Genomic DNA, 16,598 nt, shown 5'->3' with positions numbered 1-16,598 from the left:
GCCGTATGACTCTGCCAGTAGACGGCATCAAACTCCATCGCGGTAACTTCGCGGCCATCGGCCAGCAGATTCAGCCTTTGCTGGATGCCGGGCAATGCTTCCGCCTGCAGGTTAAACCGTGGCGCGAGAAGCGCAGCCTGTCTCAAAATTCACTTCTTCACATGTGGCTGGCTGAAATCAGCGAATATCTGATTAACTCCGGCCGCACCGATGCGACTCCAGAATGGGTTAAGCGCAACCTCAAAAAGACCTATCTCGGATGCGAAGAGGTGACCTACACCGACTTCATCACCGGTGAGAAAACCACGACCTGGGAACCACGCCACACCGCAGACCTTGATACCGATGAAATGCACATCTTTCTGGTGAAGATTGAAATGTGGTGCGCCCAGTTCGGTCTGGCCCTGACTATCCCGAACGGTTGCGAATACCAGCAACTGCGCGATAAGCAGGAGGCCTGATGTCTACTCCACTTTCCCGCGTCATCACAAACGAAATCTTCCGCGTTCCGGCGCGCCGTAAGCGTAAGCCAGTGGTTAAGCCTTCCGACATCCCGACACTGAAGGGCTACACCGCCCGCCTGGTGGATCAGAAATGGCTGCGTCTCGCGGCGAGGAGGACTCATGCGTGAGTTAAGAGCTGGCGGCCTGGCCGTAATTATCAACAGCATGATCTCTGAAAACATTGGCGCAGCAGTCAAGCTGACGAAGCACATGGGAACCCTTAAGAGCACCTTTACCGGAATTGAGCTTGATGCGTGGAGCGTAGAGTCAGCTTCGGACAGGGATTTGAAAGGCTGGCTATCAGATGGCGAGATTGTAAATACATCGTCGCTCAACTGCCGATCCAAATGGCTGATGCCAATTGATGGCGATGACTTCTCTGATCAACTGGTATCTGACAAGGAGAAGTCACATGCGTAAACCATCCCGCCGTAAGTGCAAGGTGTGCGGTGAATACTTCGTGCCGAAATTTCACGATATCCGGATCCGCTGGTGCAGCCCTGAGCATGGCGTAATCCTCGCGATGCGAGAGCGCGAAAAAGAGAAGGTGAAGGCCATGGCTAAGCGCATCAAGGAGCGCAAAGAGAAAGAGCGCGCGGAACGCCGGGATCTGAAAGCGAGAAAGGTGGCACTAAAAACCAAACCGCAATGGAGGGCTGAAGCGCAGGCGGCTTTCAACCGGTATGTCCGTCTGAGGGATGCTGGTAAGCCGTGCATCAGCTGCGGCAGGCTGCCGGAGCAGAAGTTTGGCGGAACCATGGACTGCGGCCACTACCGTACCCGCGGCGCAGCGGCGCACCTCGCTTTCAACCTTCACAATACCGCAGCCCAGTGTGTTTATTGCAACCGGGATCGGGACGGCGCGCAAAAGGCATTTGAACAGGGCCTTATTGAGCGCATCGGTGACGAAAAAGTTGAGGCGATAAACAACGACAATTCCGTCCGCCGGTTCGACATCCCATACCTGCAGCGCATCAAATCCATTTTCACACGCAAAGCCCGCGCACTGGAAAAACGCCGCGCCCGTCGACAGGAGGTCGCATGAACCACGCCGATTTCCTGCGGTACCAGGCCGAAAGCGTCAAGCGCGCCAGCCTGCCGCCAATAGCAAAGCACAGCCAGACCAAAACCAACCAGCCACAGAAGGAAGCCGCATGAACAGTCAGCAACTGGAATACGTACGTCAGCAGCTCATTGTGGCGACCGCAGATCTGAGCGGGGCGACGAAAGGGCAACTGGTAGCTTTCGCCGAGAATGCGCAGTTCACCGCGACGGCACGCAGCCGGGGACGGAAGAAAACCACCGATCCGGTCACAGGCCGCAAACTTAATCCGGACGGCCCGGCGATGAGCGGCAGCCAGTCCCGCGCCAAGGGATCGTCAATCGCGCTGGTGGGGCCGGTTGAGTTCGTGACCGCATCGTGGCGCCGCGCTGTTCTGTCTCTGGAAGACCACCATAAAGCGTGGCTGCTCTGGAACTACAGCGAGAACACCCGCTTCGAATACCAGGTGGCGATCACCCAGTGGGCGTGGGCAGAGTTCCGGGAGCAACTCGGCCCGAAGAAGGTGGCCGGCAAGACGATGGAACGCCTGAAGAAACTGATATGGCTGGCGGCGCAGGACGTGAAAGCAGAACTGGCAGGGCGTGAGACGTACGAATATCAGGCGCTGGCGGAACTGGCCGGCGTGGCTAAATCCACCTGGACAGAGACGTATCTGCCTCACTGGCTGGCGATGCGAAACAGCTTTAAGCGGCTCGATAGTGGTGCGCTTATCTCAGTAACGCGATCACGTTCACAACAAAAGGCGACAAATTTAGATGCAAGTCTTGCAAAACCGAACTGAAACGCATATATTTCATGTAAATCTGATATCGTCGCCATAGCTTCACAGGTCGACAAAGAATTAAGAGCCTCGCCATCGTGCGGGGCTTAGTTTTTTGTGCTACCTGAAACGGTGTAAGTTAAAAATCATTCAACAATTATATAAAATGGTGTCTCACGTTTTTATAGAGAGACTGCACCATGAATAACTTCCAGCTATATGTTGGCGGCACTAACAACATCACCTATCGTTACGAAATTCAAAAGATGGATGATGCTTTTAGTGTTCGGATTTTTAATGTCCTCGATAAAGCACACAACGAAGTGGGGGCTAAACTCCTTCGCTCGGTATCATCTCACGACGTAATTGATGAGTGCGTGTCACATTACAAAAGGCAAGCGCAAGGCGTTAAGGGTTTTCTTCGCTGGCTTGGATTGTGAAAAAGTATCAGATTTAACAGGTCGCTTAGGTGGCCTTTTTCGTTTCTGCACAACAGGAAAGAGCATTGAACCCGTAGACCTCGCGGATTGGTGAAAGGTGCCGCGCAGTGCTCTGACCGTTGTGGTGTAACTCAATTCCCGCTTGCGGGTTAGATGGGTAGAGTAATGCATCAACTGGCTAACGCCAGCGGGTTAGGCATGATGCTGATGCCGGTCCCGAGTATCGGTTCGAGTCCGATCACCACACACCAAACCCACTACCTGGGACCCTTCGGCCAGTAAGCCGACATTGCCTTACCCTCACATTGCCAGCCTGTCGCTGGCTTTTTTATTTTCAGGCCCCGGGAAACATCCTCGACATGCCTTGTTGTTAAACCGTCCCGAGGGCCTGACCTAATCAACCAGCACCAAGCAGGTGCGAACATGAAGAAAACCACTATGCAAGACAGACCAGATACCTGGGCGGTGATGCTTGCGTGGCTTGTAAACCACAAAAACGAAGCTGGCTATTCGGTACTGGCTTTTGTCATGTCGATACTCGCTACCTCGCGCGGCGCGAAATCAAAGTGGAAAGACCGGATCGCTGGCGCAACGATGTGCGGGATCCTTTGCTTCTTTGCTCAGCCGACACTCACGGCTATATGGGCAATCTTCAACTGGAATTTCCCCCCTGAACTTTGCTGGCCGATCTCGGCTGGAGTCGGGTATGTGGGGGTGGATTCTCTTTTCGCCTATGCGCGCCGTCGCCTTGGCCTGAATGAACCGGGAGACAAAGCAAATGCTGACCCTCAGTAAATTCCAGCAAGCAACGGGCACCAGTGCGGCACTGGCCGGGAAGTGGTTTCCAGTCGTGCTGGCAGCAATGCAGAAATACGACATAAGCACGCCGTTAAGGCAGGCGCACTTCCTCGCTCAGGTGGGGCATGAGTCATCCGGTTTTGTAGACACCGAAGAGAGCCTGAATTACCGATACGGCGCATTGCTGGCGATGTTCGGCAATCGAATCAGTCGGGAAGACGCTTTTAAATATGGCCGCGTTGATTCCGGCCCGAATGCTCACCCGGCCGACCAGAAAATGATTGGCAGCATCATCTACGCCAACAAAAACGGGAACGGAGATCGCAATAGTGGTGATGGATATCGTTACCGCGGGCGCGGCCTGATTCAGGTGACGGGGAAAGCGAATTACGCCGCGCTGGTGAAGCAGCTTGGCGTTGATATCGTAAAGAGCCCGGAACTACTTACTCAGCCTCAATATGCTGCTGAATCCGCAGCTGCCTGGTGGAGCAATCACGGACTTAACGCTATCGCTGACTCAGATGATGTTAGCCGCATCACCAGAATCATCAACGGTGGTACCAACGGACTGGAGGACAGGAAAGCCCGCTTGACTAAAGCTAAGGGGGTTTTATGTTCGGGTTAATCAGTTTATTCCGCATTTTCAAAAATAATGCGCACATTCTCATTCCTTGCGCGTTCATCATCCTTGTCGCTATCTGCCTGTGGGGGCTAAATGCCCGCAATCATCAGTTAACGGCGACGAACGACAGGCTGACACAGCTTAACGACAGCAAGGATGTGCAGATCAACGACCTGAGGGCTAAAAATGACGATCTGGCGGGGAGCGTTAAAGAGCTTGCTGGCGCTGTTAACAGGCAAAACGTGGTCATGTCTGAGGTCGCAGAGCAAAGGGCTGAATCGGCGAAGCAAAACCGAATGCTACAGAGCGAGATTAAGCGCTACCTGGCGGCAGATAAGTGCGCTGCTGCTCCTGTTCCTGATGCCGCTGTTGAGCGGTTGCGCGCAGCAGCAGAAGCCGCCCGTGGAATACCGCGTGATAAAGCAGCCGGTCCTGAACCTTCCGGCGGATCTGACATCTCGCATTGATGTGCCAGATCTGCCAGACAATCCCTCATACGGAGACAGCGTTTCGATGAACGCGACACTTTACGGGATCGTCGGGCAATGCAATTACGACCGGGCGGCGATAAGAAAACTGCAGGTTACAGACAAAGAGCCTCATCCCTGAGGTTCTGACACAGTCTCTCCTCTGGACTTTAAACGTAGCAAATTCTCACAGCCTCGCATCCGCGGGGCTTTTTTTATGTGCATCTCACGCGCATCTCAACGAGAGCCTTTCAGTAAGCGAGCCTGAGAAATGCCGTTATAGGTGGCGACCTCTCTCGGGCGGCTTTTCTGTGAGACAGGCTCACTTTCTAAAAGGTAAAGACGCTATGAATAATCCGTCAGTTATTCCTGCCTTCGACTTCCGAGAAATGGTGCAAGCCAAAAACGGAGAGGTCGTTACCACATCCAGAAAAGTTGCCACGTACTTCGGAAAGCGACACGGTGATGTGCTCAGGAAAATCGAGCAGGTTAAGGCCGATTGCTCAAGTGAGTTTAGCCAACGCAATTTTGCGTCGGCTGATTATATCGATGAGCAGGGTAAGGTTCGCCCGATGTATAGCCTGACGAAAGATGGCTGGATCATGGTTGTGATGGGATTCACCGGGAAAGCCGCTGCGGCTATCAAAGAAAGCTACATTTCAGCTTTCAACTGGATGTCTGAGCAACTTAGCCGTCGTCTGGCCATGGGCGAAGAAATGCAGCACCGCTACGCCATTAAAGAAACGCGCTCGAAGTTGAAAGGAACGATCGGCAGCCGGTTAATGAACGAACGGAAGAAAGAGAAGCGCGTTCTGGCGGTCGAGCATGAACACATCATGCAGGTAACTCAGCCTGAGTTGCTGATTAACTAAACAGGCCATTACAAAGCCTATCTGCGGGGGGGTTTGATAATGCCGTATTGCTTCAAGAGCGCCAGGCTAATTGCCAGACAAATAGTTTTAACGATCTGGTTGATTGATGGGGCGATGGCGATGACGAAAGAAATATCTAATTCTGAAAACATGTTACCTCCTATAGAAAAACTAGGCAGACGAGTTCTGCCTCTATAGTGGTCTCTTATTATTTTACTGCGGCCCCTTCATTAGTGGTCTTTGATGTAGAAAAAACCGTGTCCAACAGTGTTGGACAGCCACGGTCTATCTGTAGTGGTCTTGAATTATCCCCTACAGCGGATAATCAACTAAATATCCCCACAAGCGGATAAAAAGGCTCTCAATGTCCGACATCTACCAAATCACGCTAACTACCCAAACAGGCGAAACCTTCACCGGCAAGATGTCACGACGTCAGCCTGAGCTGGTTAACGGCTTTGTGCCGCTGGCAACAGAGACGGGTCAGTGGCTGTATTTCGCTCCTGCAGATGTAAAGCGAGTTGAGTTCACGCCAGTGCCGACAGAGCAGATTGAAGAGCCTGCAGGACAAACGACATAGCAACGGGTGAGCAAGCCGTACTGAAGGTAATTTGAATAGCGTGCCTGTACGGAGAAGCAGAAGGGACTAGTCGTTAAAAAACTATTTATAATTTGCAATCTCAGCTGATATAGCCTCTGCATCATTTAAAATTTGCACCATCTCTTTTAAGGCATCTTGAGTATAACCATCCTTTGACAAAATCGACTTTTCATGTAAGTCACATACCAAAGCAAACATGTAAGCATGATATTTGACAATATGCTCTACTAACCCATTGTCTAGCATGCCAATTTTTTGAACGTTAGCTCTGTAAACGGGATTGAAATTGTCATGGATAAAAACGTTAAACTCAACAGTATCCTGATCGTTAGCAATCATTTCTTGCAGCATATCTTCCAGCGTCTTTTTATATTTACGAACCTGTAAAAGATGGGAAAGGGTTTTAACTTCAGCGATTAATCCGTTCTCAAGAGCTTTGGCCTCAGCTTTGCGTGAAAGAATATCTTTTACAATATTCCAAAGCCCTGTTAAACACGCACCGATAAGTGCGCTGGTTCCAACTGTCAACCAGAACGATGTTTCCATTTAAGCCTCTTTGCTTGTCGGTGATTCACATTTCTTTACAACGATACATCCCCCCAAACTTTGGCGCAACGGAGTTGAAATGCAAAACGATGATGAGCGCAGGCCATATCCGCCAGTTAACTTCATCGACTCCGACAACTGGCAGCCGTATACCAGGCTGATCCCCGCCAACGAAGTACATGAGTGGATAATCCGACAAATCATCAGCGATGCCGGCAGCATCCATAACCCTGACCACGGGCATCTGTTAGAGGCTGATATCTGCTTCATGTGGGCGTCTGACTCGTTCGCGAAGAAAGGACGGTATGTCCTCGGTCAGGCTGAGCAGGTAATGCTCCGCGCCAGTGGCTGGCAGAAAGCCAGAATGGAACAGCAGATGTATGAATGGTTCGGGCGAATCCCGAAGTTCATCATCACGCTGGCGGCCGATTACTGCTCACAATGCAGTGACCTTGAGTTTTGCGCGCTGGTAGAGCATGAGCTTTACCACATCGCACAGGCCACCGATGATTTCGGTGCGCCCAAGTTCAATAAAGAGACCGGGCAGCCAGTGCTCACACTGCGCGGCCATGACGTCGAAGAATTTACTGGTGTCGTACGTCGATACGGTGCCAGCAAAGAAGTACAGGAGCTCGTTGATGCGGCCAATGCGCCAGCAGAAGTGGCTCACATCGATATAGCCAGGTCATGCGGTACATGCATGTTAAAGCTGGCCTAACAATATGACTGATTATGACAGGCAGGTAATCCATGGCGACACTGAAAGGTGAGGTCAAAGCCTTCATCGTTCAGTCTCTTGCCTGCTTCGATACCCCATCCCAGGTGGTTGAGCTGGTCAAAAAAGAATTTGGCCTGAGCATCACACGTCAGCAGGTCGAATCCCACGACCCGACGAAAGCAAACGGCAGGGGGCTGGCGCAGAAATGGGTAGACATGTTCAATGCCACCCGCGAACGCTTCCAGAATGAAATCTCCGATATTCCGATCGCCAATAAGGCGTATCGCCTTCGAGTTCTCGACCGTATGGCAACGCGCGCCGAGGGCATGAAGAACCTCGCGCTTACTGCCGAGATCATCGAGCAGGCGGCGAAGGAATGCGGCGATGCCTACACCAATAAGCACAAGTTTGAACATTCCGGCCCGAATGGTGGCGCGATCCAGACGATCACCATGAGCAAAGAGGAATACAAATCCGCGCGGCAGGAGATGATGGAGGATGACGACTGCTGAGCAAAGGGCGTTTGCCCGTAAGGTTGAATGCGAAGAGGACGGGCTCTATTACGCTCGATACTTCTTCAAGCAGCGCACCGGCGGCAAGATGATTGTCGCTCCGCACCACAAGGTGATTCAGCAAACACTGGATCGCGTTATTGATGGTGAGATTCAGCGCCTGATCATCAACGTCCCGCCTGGGTACACGAAAACGGAGCTGGCTACCATCAATATGATGGGCCGCGGACTGGCGCTGAACTGCCGGGCCCGCTTCATGCACCTGTCCTATTCGCACAACCTGGCGCTGCTGAACTCCTCAACCGCGCGCGGCATGATTAAGTCGCAGGCCTACCAGTCGATGTGGCCGATGTCGCTGCGCGATGACGCTGACAGCAAGGCCATGTGGTGGACTGAACACGGCGGCGGCGTTTATGCGTCGTCAGCTGCCGGGCAGGTTACCGGCTTTCGTGCCGGACACATGGAGCCAGGATGGCAGGGCGCGCTGATTATCGATGACCCGGTTAAGCCGGACGACGCTTATTCGGAGATCGTCCGCGACGGCGTCAACAATCGCTTTAACGAGACAATTAAATCACGACTGGCGATCGAGACGACGCCGCTGATTGTCATCATGCAGCGGATCCACTACCACGACCTGAGCGGTTATCTGCTGCGGGGTGGTAGTGGTGAGAAGTGGCACCACCTGAATCTGCCTGTTCTCATCGATAGCAGCCGCAGTTACGAAGAGACTTATCCGGAAAACACCCACGCTATCCCGATTGACCACGGCTTGCCTGATGGCTGGCTGTGGCCGTTTAAGCACAACGAATCGCACCGCGTATCGCTGTTTTCTCACCGGCGCACCGCCGAAGCCCAGTACATGCAAAACCCGAAACGCTTCAACGCGGAAGGGGCTTTGTGGACAGAAGGCATGATCGCCGCGGCACGAGCGCTCAGTATCACAGAAGAATTGTCACGGACGGTGATAGCTATCGACCCACAGGCGACGAACAGCGATGAAAGCGACGAAACGGGCATTGTGGCTGCCAGCGCATATGGCTCAGGGGATGAGAAGCAATATTCAGCTGATGGAGATTACAGCGGGAAATACTCACCTAATGGCTGGGCTACACGAGCGATGGATGCATATGCACAACACGACGCCGATGCAATTGTTATCGAAACCAACCAGGGCGGTGACATGGCGGAAGACACGCTACGCAATGCAGGTTTTAAAGACCGCATCATTCGTGTCCATGCCAGCAAGGGTAAGTTTGCCCGAGCAGAACCCATATCAGCCTTGTATGCACAGGGACGCGTAGCTCACCGAGGCAGCCTCTATCATCTTGAGAATCAGATGATGGAATATGTGCCAACCACATCAAAAAAATCGCCTGACCGCCTTGATGCGTTCGTATGGGCCATGACCGAGTTAAGCGGGCAGACGCCTGGCGCAATCTTCTTCTAAGGAGCTCATCAGTGAGTGAATTAAGCACCGGGGAACAGTTCCTCGTTAATGCCCTTGCTGAAGCTATCGGGCGGCAGCGCATGCTGTACGCGGGCCAGCCGGGAAACACCAAACGCACGAAGTTGTGGGATGAATTCGGCTACCCCAACAGCCTCGAGTTCGACCGATACTACCGGGCCTATGAGCGCAACGCGGTGGCGTTTGCCGCCGTCCATAAGCTTCTTGATTCGTGCTGGGTTGATAACCCGACGATCATCGATGGCGACGACGGCAAGGAGTCAACCGAGACAACGGACTGGGAGAAATCAGCTACTAAGCTGCTGAAGAAGCACTGGCCGAAAATTAAGGATGCGGATCGCCGCAATCTCGTTGGCCGATACTCGGCATTGCTCATTCAGTTCCGGGACGGAAGGGAATGGCACGAGCCAGTCGACCGCGCGAAGGTTAAAACCCTACGGAATATCGGTAATGGACCCATTGTTAAGCTGATCCCCGCGTGGGAATCGCAGATCAAGCCAGGCAACTTCGATACCGACACGCTTTCAGAAACGTACGGCCAGCCAGTTTCGTACAACTTCAACGAGCAGCCAGTTGGTGATGATGGCACGTATGGCCCGGTGCGCGGCGTTACCGTACACCCCGAGCGAATCATCATTCTCTGCGAAGGCTCTGAAGACGAGAACATGCTCTCTGGCGTGCCTTTCCTGCGTGCGGGCTACAACAAACTGCTCGACCTCGAAAAGGTATCGGGTGGTAGTGCTGAAGGGTTCCTGAAGAATGCCAGTCGCCAACTCGGGATTGCGTTCGATAAAGAAACCAATATCGCGAACCTGACAAAGGCAGCCACAGACGCTGGCTACAAAGACCTTGGTGAAGCGCTTAACGACAAAGTCGCCAAGATGAACCGTGGCACTGATGCCGCCCTGGTAATGCAGGCCGGTACGCCTTCGGTACTCTCCGTTGCAGCTGCAGATCCATCCCCTACATGGACAGTGGCCGCCAACGAGTTTGCATCTTCGATTCAATGCCCGTTCACCATTCTGTTCGGTCAGCAGACGGGGCGACTTGCCTCCGATGAGGACAAGACAGACTGGGCGAAGCGCTGTAACGGTCGCCGCTGGGGATTCCAGTCGATGGTGGTCGAGAGCGTGCTTGAGCGCTTCTGGACGGTTGGTGTCATTGACCCGCCATCATCCGGAGAGGTCACGCTGGCATGGTCTGATCTGCTCGCGCCGAGCGAGAAAGAGAAGATTGCCAACATGCAGGCGATGGCTGTTGTGGCGAAAGATACCCAGCAGGCATATGGCACACCGGCGGTGGATGAAAACGAAATCCGCGCAGTCGGCGAGCTGGAGCCTCGCAAGGTCGTTCAGCCACCTAACCCTGATGTAAAGCAAACCGATAAGGATCCGCTGACAGATGATGATGACAGCGCAAACCAGGATCGGGACGCCAATCGTACCGCGCAATAAAGCTGACCCCACGCAGTCATCGCGACAGGTCAGCCGGATGTTCAATGATATCGAAGATCGGTATCTGAACATCAAACGCAGGCTAAAGGCACTATTTGACCAAAGGCTGACAGGGCAGCAGCGAGAGGCGAACGCGCAGCGGTCATGGATGATGTGCAACAACGAAGGTGCAGAACCTTCGCTGTATCAGGTCAATGCCGGAAAGTTCATCTATGACATGACCGCCGCTGAACTGGCCGACCTGCTGCAGGTAGTTCAGTCGATTCTGGATGATGAGCTTCTTGATGGAGGCAGCCAGAATCTATGGGCGATGGACTACGTCATTGCGGAGTATGACCGAGGAACGCTAAATGCCTTCACCAACCTGTCGGTGCAGTCGCAGGTTTACGCCAGCCAGACCACGCTACAGCAACTTTTAAGCAGCCCCGGTTATCTGAACCAGATATCGGCGGCCAGACTGACAACGTTCAGCGACTGGAAAGTCATCAGTGACACCGCCCGAGGCGACCTGACCAACATCATCACCGATGCGGTAGCGCGCGGCGTGAATCCTCGTGAGACGGCCAGCGTCATCAGCAAGCGTCTCGATGTGTCGATGTCGAAGGCCAAGACCATCGCTCAGACTGAGCAGGTCGGCGCGTTGCGGCAGGCACAATGGAATGAAACGGACTGGGCTGCTGACAGGCTGGGGCTGAATACCGGCCTGATGTGGCTGTCAGCACTCAAACCAACCACTCGCAGCTGGCACGCCAGCCGTCACGGCAAGGTCTATACCACGGAAGAAGTGCGCGACTTCTACGCCGAGAACGGCAACCGATATAACTGCTACTGCAGCCAGATTCCGGTGCTGCTCAACGACGACGGCAGCATCTTTAACGAGGGGCTGGCTGATAAGCTATCCCAGGAGGGAAAGTCATGGAAAAAATGATAATCTACAAAGAAATCATTACAACCGGAGCGACCGCATGCCCGCCGTTTCATTTGATGTTATGGATTTTCTCTCAAAAGCTGGAGTTGGGATAATCACTGGTGTCATTGCCGCAATAGTGACAGCGAATGTTGCATTAAGACGCTTTTATCATGAAAAATGGTGGGAGAAGAAAAGTCAATCCTACAACGAATTGGTTGGAAATCTCTTTGAGTTGCAAGTTTTTTTCGAAGATGTAAGGCGTCATTATCGTCGAGAGCGACAAGGCAAAGTTACAATGTTTGATGAAGATATCCCATGGGATAAGGGCGAAAGTCTGCGTATTGCCATACAGCGTCAGTTGGCTCTGGCTCCCATTTCTCTTAGCGCTAAAACTAACGATTTGGTAAAACATTTTTTTGAGCAATCCAGCACCAAATTAAGAGAAATGTTCAAAGAAGGAATGCCTCAGGAAGAAATTTATGATGAGAGAATTAAGTTGCTTCAACAAGTCATTAACGAAATTGCTCACGATGCAAAAAAAGAATTGAAATTTCGTTAAGCACGAAATCCTTAAGACCCGCTCAGGCGGGTTTTTTATTGCCTGAAATCCACCAATGAGGACCCAGCATGAAACGCAACCGCGTGAACGTGCTGACCGTCGTCAACTCCGCTTCAAACATCACCACTGAAACCATCGACGGCAAGCCACATATCGTGGTTCGCGGCATCACGCCTGTCGTGGACGATATCGTGATGAACCGGAAGTTGTACCCGGCAGCAGAAATCGAAAAGGCCTACAACACGCTTGAGCGTAACCCGATGCCGCTGGGCCATCCGAAAGTGGACGGCAAGCATGTGTCGGCGCGCGATGTCCGGGCGGTGAACGAGTACCACGTCGGGGCCTGGCTACAGAACGTCAGCCACAATGAAGGGAAGGTGACGGGCGACATGTACGTTAACCGCCAGTACGCCGAGTCGAGCGAGAAGGGCAAACGCCTGATTAACCGCCTGGATGAAATGCTGGCTGGCACCAACTCCGACCCGATCCACATCTCCACCGGCCTGCTGTATTCCGGCATTGCTGCCAACGGTGAATCGAAGGGCAAAAAGTACAACGAGATCGCCACCAATATGATGTTTGATCATGTGGCGGTGCTGCTTGATGAGCCTGGTGCCGGAACGCCAGAGGATGGCGTTGGCATCTTCGTTAACTCAGAAGGTGATGAGCAACAGATCGAAGTTGCCCGCCTGGCTGATGGTATCGACTGCACCCGCGACGGCCTGCTTAACAAAACCAAATTCTTCTTCACCAATGCCTCCAACTTCTCTTTCGACGACATCTCCCGCGCCATCAGCGACAAGCTGCGTGAGGGTGACGCTGAAGATAAGTGGCTTTGGCCTGAAACGGTGTGGCCGGACAGCTTCATCTACCGCAATGACACCAAATACCTGAAGCAGAAGTACCTCATCGATGACGACGGCAAGGCCGTGTTCGTCGGCGAACCTGTAGAAGTCGTGCGCAAACCCACTGAGTACGAGATTAAAACCAACGGAGAGAACGATCCGATGAAAGAACTGATTATCAATGCGCTGCAAGCCGCTGGTAAGCCGACCGAAGGCAAGTCCGACGCCGAGCTGATGGACGCATACAACCAGATGAAGGCCGAAGAAGCTACCGCCAAGAAAAAAGGCGATGAAGAAATCGATCCTGAAACCGGCAAGCCCAAGAAAAAAGAGCAGGCCACTAACTCTGGGCATGAGCAGCAGAACGAGAAGTTGATGGAACTTATCTCAGCCGCTGTTAACTCTGCCGTAGAACCACTCAAAGCGCAGTTGAATGCCAACTCCGACAAAGAGAAAGGCGAAAAGCGCTCAGCTGTGAAGCTGGCGATGAACATGAGCGATGAAGAAGTCGCAGATCTGGACGGTAAGGCGCTCGACGCGATGTACGCCAAGTGCCAGACATCTTTCGGCCTGAACGGCGCATTCCGCAACCAGGCTACCAACACCCAATCAGTCAGCGAAATGCCGGAGTAAAAAATGGCTAAAGACGGAAAGCATATCATCCACGCCGGTGGCGTGTTCCCTAATCCGCTGCTTAACCGTGAAGGTGCAGCCGCGGCATCTACTCCACCGGGTACCATTGGCTTCTTCAGCGCAACGGACAAATTCACGGCCTCTGTTGATGGCAAGGAAGCTGCAATTTTCTACGTGGCTAACAAAGACTATCTGCGCTGTCTGTCTGTGGACGACGCTATCCCTGCTGGAGAACTTGTCGTAGGGATTCACCCTCTGCCTGGCATGTTCTTAAACGTACGTGCTGCAGCTGGCACCTACACCAAGGGGCAGGCGCTCTCTATTGCAAACGGCCGAGTCAAATTGGCTGCCGCCGACGAGTCAGTGCGCTGCTACGTCGAGGAAGACAAATCATATACAACGGCAGCAGGCGATCTGCTTCGTGTCGTAATCAAATAAGGAGCAGATATGTTTGTATTCTCCAAGTCTATCGGTGAAAAGACCGGTAACCTCGCTGTAAACCAGGCGCAATGGCGCGCTCTCGAAGTTGAGCGAAACGCCAGCGCTCAGGCTGCGGCTGATTTTCTGGCGCGTACTCAATTCCGTGGCGATGCCGAAAACGCACCTTATCTCGACGCGGTGAACGCTGTTGACGATATCCGCCGCCTGTACCGCGCTTTCGACACAACGGTACTTCAGCAGTTTGAGCCGAATACTGAGTTCACCCTGCTGAACGATCTGATGCCGCTTTCCCGCTCAGTTCGCATCGAACAATCCCGTTACGATTACGCCCGTACCGGCGGTCGCGGCTGGGCTCATACATCCATGTCCGGACAGGTCGGCGCGGCACTCGATGCCCGCAGCTATTCCTTCGATGGAACTATGGTGCCTATCCACGACTCGGGCTTTAAGTTCGAATGGCGTGATCCAATCTTCAACAGTCCACAGGCATTGCAGTCGCAGTCGGATGCTCAGCGTGGCTCCGTTGTAGACGTTCAGCGTCGTTACGTTGACTACATTTTCAACGGCTTCCGCGATAAGGCTGGCAACTTCGCAGTATTCGACGGCCTGACCTGGAAAGGGCTGCGTGACGATGAGCGTGTAGCGCAGATCGACCTTGGCGCTTCCGGCCTTAACATCGACTTCACCTCTGGTACCGCAACGTCTCAGGCTATCCGCGACGGGGCAATCGCGCTGCGTGATCAGATGCGTCGCGTAAACAACCAGTATGCAGAGCAAACCTGGTACGTATCCGGCGAAATCATCTCCAACCTGGAGCGCTATTTCTCCGACAACTTCCAGTCCGGCACGATCATGGATGAAATCCTGAAGCTGACCGGTGTTGCGGCGATTAAAGAAGACAGCCAGCTGTCGGGTAACGAAATCGTCATCGTGCCACTGGGCGCTGGCGTTATCGCTCCGATCGTCGGCCAGGCTATCGGTACCGTTGCATCTCCTCGCCCTGAGTACAACAGCGACTACATCTGGCGTACCTGGGGTGCAATGGGGCTGATGGTCAAGCAGGACATCAACAATAAATACTCCGTCATTCACGCATCGAGCTAAGGATAAATCATGGCACTGGTAGAAATCGTGGCAAGCAATCTGCACGCCGGTGCCAACCTCCGCAAACTGGAGGTTGGTTCGGTGGTCGAAGTAGACGACGCAACGGCTGAGCGCTGGCTGGAAAATGGTAAGGCGAAGGAGACCGACAAGAAGAAAGGTGAAAAACTTTCCTTCGAAGTGGCAACTCCTTCAGCCCACTCTGCGGAATTGTCTGGCCTGCAAAAGCAACTCGCCGACGCGCTGGAGCAGAACCAAAAGCTAATCGCCGATGGTGAAGCAAAAGACAAGGCTCACGCCGACGCGCTTGCAGCAGAAACCAAACGCGCTGACGAAGCCGAAGCAGCACTGGCAGAAGCTATCAAGAAGGCGAAATAACCATGGCTGACCCAATCACAGCGGCAGACGTGCAGGCGTTCCTCGGTGAATTGGGTTACTCCATTCCGGGCGCGCTACTGGAGCCGATCCTCTGCGTAGTGAACAAGATTATCCCGTGCCTCGATGGCGCGGGGTATGACGAGTGCACCGCTAAGCTGATCCTGATGTACGCCGCCGCGCTTATGGCTACGTCGTCCGGCGCGCGCCGGATTAAATCACAGGGTGCGCCGTCTGGAGCGTCCCGTTCGTTTGAATATGGCGACGACAGCATCACATGGTTGCGCGACTCGCTGTCCCGGCTTGATACCAGCGGATGCACCGGTGAGCTGCCAATCAGCGCTGGTAACAGTGTCGGCCTGTTCATGGTGGTCGGGGGCTGCTGATGACGTACAAATCAGTTAAGCACGGGCTGCCGCGCTCGTTTACCCGCGTCTGGGTGATGACCGACACCGGGCGGGAGACTACCGGCTACGTGAAATCGGACGGCGAGTGGTTCATCAACTGCCCGCGCATCCGGGCGACTGGCGCGAAGGTGCTGCGCTGGAAGGAGGGCTGATGTCATCGGTAGCAAATTGGTCCTACACCGCCAAAGCCACCATCTGGCGCAAGCTGGAAGGCAATGACGAATACGGCGACCCGAAAGTATATGCCGAACCTGAGCAAATCCTCTGTGATTACGAGGGCGGGCTCAGCAAGAAGTTAGCCAGTCTGGGCGCTGAAATCGTCGTGAAGAATACCGTCTGGACGGAGTTCGCTCTGGCGGCCGCAGGTGATTACTTGCTGATTGGAGTATCGACCGAAGCGGACCCGGTTGTGGCCGGTGCTGACGAGGTTCGGCAGGTCATCCGTTACGCCGATACGTTCGAGCGCCTTGCGGATGATTACGCCATCCTGACGGGAGTGTAGC

The 16,598-nt window shown here is 53.5% G+C and carries 27 protein-coding genes; 25 read left to right on the top strand and 2 right to left on the bottom strand.

All coding sequences use genetic code 11. The annotated features are described in order from the left end of the window. Positions 1-5 precede the first annotated feature (5 nt). The 11 genes from QLG21_RS01295 to QLG21_RS01245 all read left to right on the top strand — a co-directional run bounded on the left by QLG21_RS01295 (position 6) and on the right by QLG21_RS01245 (position 5,525). Positions 6-461 carry a YbcN family protein gene (locus tag QLG21_RS01295; RefSeq protein WP_282483720.1) on the top strand — a complete coding sequence of 152 codons (456 nt, stop codon included), beginning with the start codon at positions 6-8 and terminating at the stop codon, positions 459-461. Further along, positions 461-631, top strand: coding sequence for a NinE family protein (locus QLG21_RS01290; RefSeq protein WP_282483719.1), 171 nt, complete (start codon positions 461-463; stop codon positions 629-631). The genes QLG21_RS01295 and QLG21_RS01290 overlap by 1 nt, the downstream gene beginning before the upstream one ends. Further along, complete coding sequence (locus QLG21_RS01285; protein WP_282483718.1) at positions 624-923, top strand: hypothetical protein; 300 nt, start codon at positions 624-626, stop codon at positions 921-923. Before QLG21_RS01290 ends, QLG21_RS01285 begins: the two co-directional genes overlap by 8 nt. Further along, positions 916-1,548, top strand: coding sequence for a recombination protein NinG (locus QLG21_RS01280; RefSeq protein ID WP_282483717.1), 633 nt, complete (start codon positions 916-918; stop codon positions 1,546-1,548). Before QLG21_RS01285 ends, QLG21_RS01280 begins: the two co-directional genes overlap by 8 nt. Further along, positions 1,545-1,661: a hypothetical protein gene (locus tag QLG21_RS01275; RefSeq protein ID WP_249415644.1), complete on the top strand. Its 117-nt coding sequence runs from the start codon at positions 1,545-1,547 to the stop codon at positions 1,659-1,661. The genes QLG21_RS01280 and QLG21_RS01275 overlap by 4 nt, the downstream gene beginning before the upstream one ends. Further along, complete coding sequence (locus QLG21_RS01270) at positions 1,658-2,347, top strand: bacteriophage antitermination protein Q (protein WP_282483716.1); 690 nt, start codon at positions 1,658-1,660, stop codon at positions 2,345-2,347. Before QLG21_RS01275 ends, QLG21_RS01270 begins: the two co-directional genes overlap by 4 nt. Positions 2,348-2,526: 179 nt before the next feature. After that, a complete protein-coding gene (locus tag QLG21_RS01265) occupies positions 2,527-2,766 on the top strand; it encodes a hypothetical protein (protein ID WP_282483715.1) in 240 nt (79 codons plus the stop codon). 423 nt (positions 2,767-3,189) lie between these two features. Then, positions 3,190-3,561 (top strand): phage holin family protein, encoded by a 372-nt coding sequence (locus tag QLG21_RS01260; RefSeq protein WP_048961198.1) that lies wholly within the window; start codon positions 3,190-3,192, stop codon positions 3,559-3,561. Further along, the gene (locus QLG21_RS01255; RefSeq protein WP_282483714.1) at positions 3,545-4,189 is read left to right on the top strand and encodes a glycoside hydrolase family 19 protein; all 645 of its coding nucleotides are present in this window, start codon (positions 3,545-3,547) and stop codon (positions 4,187-4,189) included. Before QLG21_RS01260 ends, QLG21_RS01255 begins: the two co-directional genes overlap by 17 nt. Continuing rightward, positions 4,177-4,653 carry an Rz lytic protein gene (locus QLG21_RS01250; protein WP_282483713.1) on the top strand — a complete coding sequence of 159 codons (477 nt, stop codon included), beginning with the start codon at positions 4,177-4,179 and terminating at the stop codon, positions 4,651-4,653. Before QLG21_RS01255 ends, QLG21_RS01250 begins: the two co-directional genes overlap by 13 nt. A 347-nt stretch (positions 4,654-5,000) precedes the next feature. After that, a complete protein-coding gene (locus QLG21_RS01245) occupies positions 5,001-5,525 on the top strand; it encodes a Rha family transcriptional regulator (RefSeq protein WP_100134976.1) in 525 nt (174 codons plus the stop codon). 17 nt (positions 5,526-5,542) lie between these two features. Here QLG21_RS01245 and QLG21_RS01240 read toward each other — a convergent pair whose 3' ends face one another. Next, complete coding sequence (locus QLG21_RS01240; RefSeq protein ID WP_265093666.1) at positions 5,543-5,677, bottom strand: hypothetical protein; 135 nt, start codon at positions 5,675-5,677, stop codon at positions 5,543-5,545. Positions 5,678-5,889: 212 nt separating this feature from the next. Between QLG21_RS01240 and QLG21_RS01235 the strand changes: the two genes are divergently transcribed. Next, positions 5,890-6,105, top strand: coding sequence for a hypothetical protein (locus tag QLG21_RS01235; RefSeq protein ID WP_282483712.1), 216 nt, complete (start codon positions 5,890-5,892; stop codon positions 6,103-6,105). Between the two features lie 81 nt (positions 6,106-6,186). Here QLG21_RS01235 and QLG21_RS01230 read toward each other — a convergent pair whose 3' ends face one another. Beyond that, a complete protein-coding gene (locus QLG21_RS01230) occupies positions 6,187-6,672 on the bottom strand; it encodes a hypothetical protein (protein ID WP_282483711.1) in 486 nt (161 codons plus the stop codon). Between the two features lie 79 nt (positions 6,673-6,751). On the opposite strand from QLG21_RS01230, the gene QLG21_RS01225 reads away from it, so the two are divergent. The 13 genes from QLG21_RS01225 (at position 6,752) to QLG21_RS01165 (ending at position 16,597) form a co-directional block, all read left to right on the top strand. After that, entirely contained in the window at positions 6,752-7,390 is a 639-nt protein-coding gene (locus QLG21_RS01225) for a putative metallopeptidase (RefSeq protein ID WP_282483710.1), read from the top strand. Between the two features lie 32 nt (positions 7,391-7,422). Next, a complete protein-coding gene (locus QLG21_RS01220; RefSeq protein ID WP_022651005.1) occupies positions 7,423-7,902 on the top strand; it encodes a DUF2280 domain-containing protein in 480 nt (159 codons plus the stop codon). Further along, the gene (locus QLG21_RS01215; protein ID WP_282483709.1) at positions 7,889-9,352 is read left to right on the top strand and encodes a DNA-packaging protein; all 1,464 of its coding nucleotides are present in this window, start codon (positions 7,889-7,891) and stop codon (positions 9,350-9,352) included. Before QLG21_RS01220 ends, QLG21_RS01215 begins: the two co-directional genes overlap by 14 nt. 11 nt (positions 9,353-9,363) lie before the next feature. After that, positions 9,364-10,824, top strand: a complete 1,461-nt coding sequence (locus QLG21_RS01210) for a phage portal protein (protein ID WP_348994624.1) — start codon at positions 9,364-9,366, stop codon at positions 10,822-10,824. Next, positions 10,778-11,752, top strand: a complete 975-nt coding sequence (locus tag QLG21_RS01205; protein WP_282483871.1) for a phage minor head protein — start codon at positions 10,778-10,780, stop codon at positions 11,750-11,752. The genes QLG21_RS01210 and QLG21_RS01205 overlap by 47 nt, the downstream gene beginning before the upstream one ends. A gap of 37 nt (positions 11,753-11,789) precedes the next feature. After that, positions 11,790-12,293, top strand: coding sequence for a hypothetical protein (locus QLG21_RS01200; protein ID WP_282483708.1), 504 nt, complete (start codon positions 11,790-11,792; stop codon positions 12,291-12,293). A 68-nt stretch (positions 12,294-12,361) separates the two neighbouring features. Continuing rightward, on the top strand, positions 12,362-13,771 hold the full coding sequence (locus QLG21_RS01195) for a DUF2213 domain-containing protein (protein ID WP_282483707.1): 1,410 nt from the start codon (positions 12,362-12,364) through the stop codon (positions 13,769-13,771). Between the two features lie 3 nt (positions 13,772-13,774). Beyond that, the gene (locus tag QLG21_RS01190) at positions 13,775-14,209 is read left to right on the top strand and encodes a hypothetical protein (RefSeq protein ID WP_202560733.1); all 435 of its coding nucleotides are present in this window, start codon (positions 13,775-13,777) and stop codon (positions 14,207-14,209) included. A gap of 9 nt (positions 14,210-14,218) precedes the next feature. Next, positions 14,219-15,316, top strand: coding sequence for a major capsid protein (locus QLG21_RS01185; protein ID WP_282483706.1), 1,098 nt, complete (start codon positions 14,219-14,221; stop codon positions 15,314-15,316). Between the two features lie 9 nt (positions 15,317-15,325). Next, positions 15,326-15,691 carry a hypothetical protein gene (locus QLG21_RS01180; protein WP_282483705.1) on the top strand — a complete coding sequence of 122 codons (366 nt, stop codon included), beginning with the start codon at positions 15,326-15,328 and terminating at the stop codon, positions 15,689-15,691. Between the two features lie 2 nt (positions 15,692-15,693). Continuing rightward, positions 15,694-16,074, top strand: a complete 381-nt coding sequence (locus QLG21_RS01175; RefSeq protein WP_282483704.1) for a hypothetical protein — start codon at positions 15,694-15,696, stop codon at positions 16,072-16,074. Continuing rightward, positions 16,074-16,247, top strand: a complete 174-nt coding sequence (locus QLG21_RS01170; RefSeq protein ID WP_006820518.1) for a hypothetical protein — start codon at positions 16,074-16,076, stop codon at positions 16,245-16,247. The genes QLG21_RS01175 and QLG21_RS01170 overlap by 1 nt, the downstream gene beginning before the upstream one ends. Then, positions 16,247-16,597 carry a hypothetical protein gene (locus QLG21_RS01165; protein ID WP_282483703.1) on the top strand — a complete coding sequence of 117 codons (351 nt, stop codon included), beginning with the start codon at positions 16,247-16,249 and terminating at the stop codon, positions 16,595-16,597. The genes QLG21_RS01170 and QLG21_RS01165 overlap by 1 nt, the downstream gene beginning before the upstream one ends. Position 16,598: the final 1 nt, after the last annotated feature.

Source organism: Enterobacter sp. V87_3 (assembly GCF_029967835.1).
Taxonomy (GTDB): domain Bacteria; phylum Pseudomonadota; class Gammaproteobacteria; order Enterobacterales; family Enterobacteriaceae; genus Enterobacter; species Enterobacter cancerogenus.
This window is presented reverse-complemented; position numbering and strand designations above follow the sequence as displayed.